A 1236-nucleotide genomic window follows, 5' to 3' on the forward strand; every position below is an offset into this window, starting at 1 on the left:
TAGTCAGGACCGCATTGCCGATTCCAGCGCCATGGCCGGTGAGGTGCTGAACGCCATTCCCACCGTGCAGGCCTTCAACCAGCAGACGGCGGAAGCCAGCCGCTTTGTCGGCTCGGTGGAGCTGAGCTTTGCCACCGCGCTGGCGCGCATCCGCGCCCGTTCGCTGCTGACGGTGGCGGTGATCATGCTTATCTTCGGTGCCATCGTGTTCGTGCTGTGGCTGGGCGCGCAGCAAGTGCTGGCCGGGCAGATGAGCGGCGGCCTGCTGGCGCAGTTCATCCTGTATGCGGTGGTGACCGCCGGGGCGATTGGCGCGGTGGCCGAGGTATGGGGCGATGTGCAACGCGCAGCCGGGGCCACCGAGCGGCTGATGGAGCTGCTGCAACTGGCCTCGCCAGTGACCGAGCCACAGCACCCGCACGCCTTGCCGACGGCCGGGCGGCTGCGTTTGCAGCAGGTGAGCTTTGCCTACCCCTCCCGGCCGGAACAGCCCTCGCTCAGCCAGATTGATCTGGAACTGGCTCCCGGCGAGCACGTAGCGCTGGTGGGGCCGTCCGGCGCGGGCAAGTCCACGCTGTTTCAGCTATTGCTGCGTTTTTACGACCCGCAACAGGGGCAGATTACCCTGGGCGGCATCGACATCCGCCAACTGGCGCTGGCCGATTTACGCCAGCACATTGGCGTGGTGCTGCAGGATTCGGTGATTTTTGGCAGCAGCGCGCTGGAGAACATCCGCTACGGCAGGCCGGACGCGACAGATGAGGAAGTCTACGCTGCGGCCCGCGCGGCGGCGGCGCATGACTTCATCCAGGCCCTGCCGCAAGGCTATGCCACTTATCTGGGCGAGCGCGGCGTGCGCCTGTCCGGTGGCCAGCGCCAGCGCATTGCCATTGCCCGCGCCATCCTGAAAAACCCGCCCATCCTGCTGCTGGACGAAGCCACCAGCGCGCTGGATGCCGAGTCCGAACAACTGGTGCAGCAGGCGCTGGAACGTGCCGCCGCCAATCGCACCACGCTGGTGATTGCCCACCGGCTGGCCACGGTGAAAGAAGCCGACCGCATCGTGGTGCTGGAAGGCGGGCGCATCGTGGCGCAGGGGCGGCACGAGGAGCTGCTGCACAGCTCGCCCTTGTATGCACGGCTGGCGGCCTTGCAGTTTGCTGCCGGTTCAGCCGGCGAGTGACAGCCCACGCTGGCGGAAGCGCTGGTGTTCCTCTGCCGGAACCAGCGCGCCGC

The 1236-nt window shown here is 67.3% G+C and carries 1 protein-coding gene; it reads left to right on the forward strand.

Annotation, left to right across the window (positions count from 1 at the left end):
- A partial coding sequence (locus JHD62_RS21340; RefSeq protein ID WP_199104566.1) for an ATP-binding cassette domain-containing protein occupies nt 1-1183 on the forward strand: 1183 nt, incomplete at its 5' end.
- Between the last annotated feature and the right edge of the window lie 53 nt (nt 1184-1236).

This window comes from Aquitalea sp. ASV11 (assembly GCF_016429185.1).
In the GTDB taxonomy this organism is placed as follows: Bacteria; Pseudomonadota; Gammaproteobacteria; order Burkholderiales; family Chromobacteriaceae; genus Aquitalea; species Aquitalea pelogenes.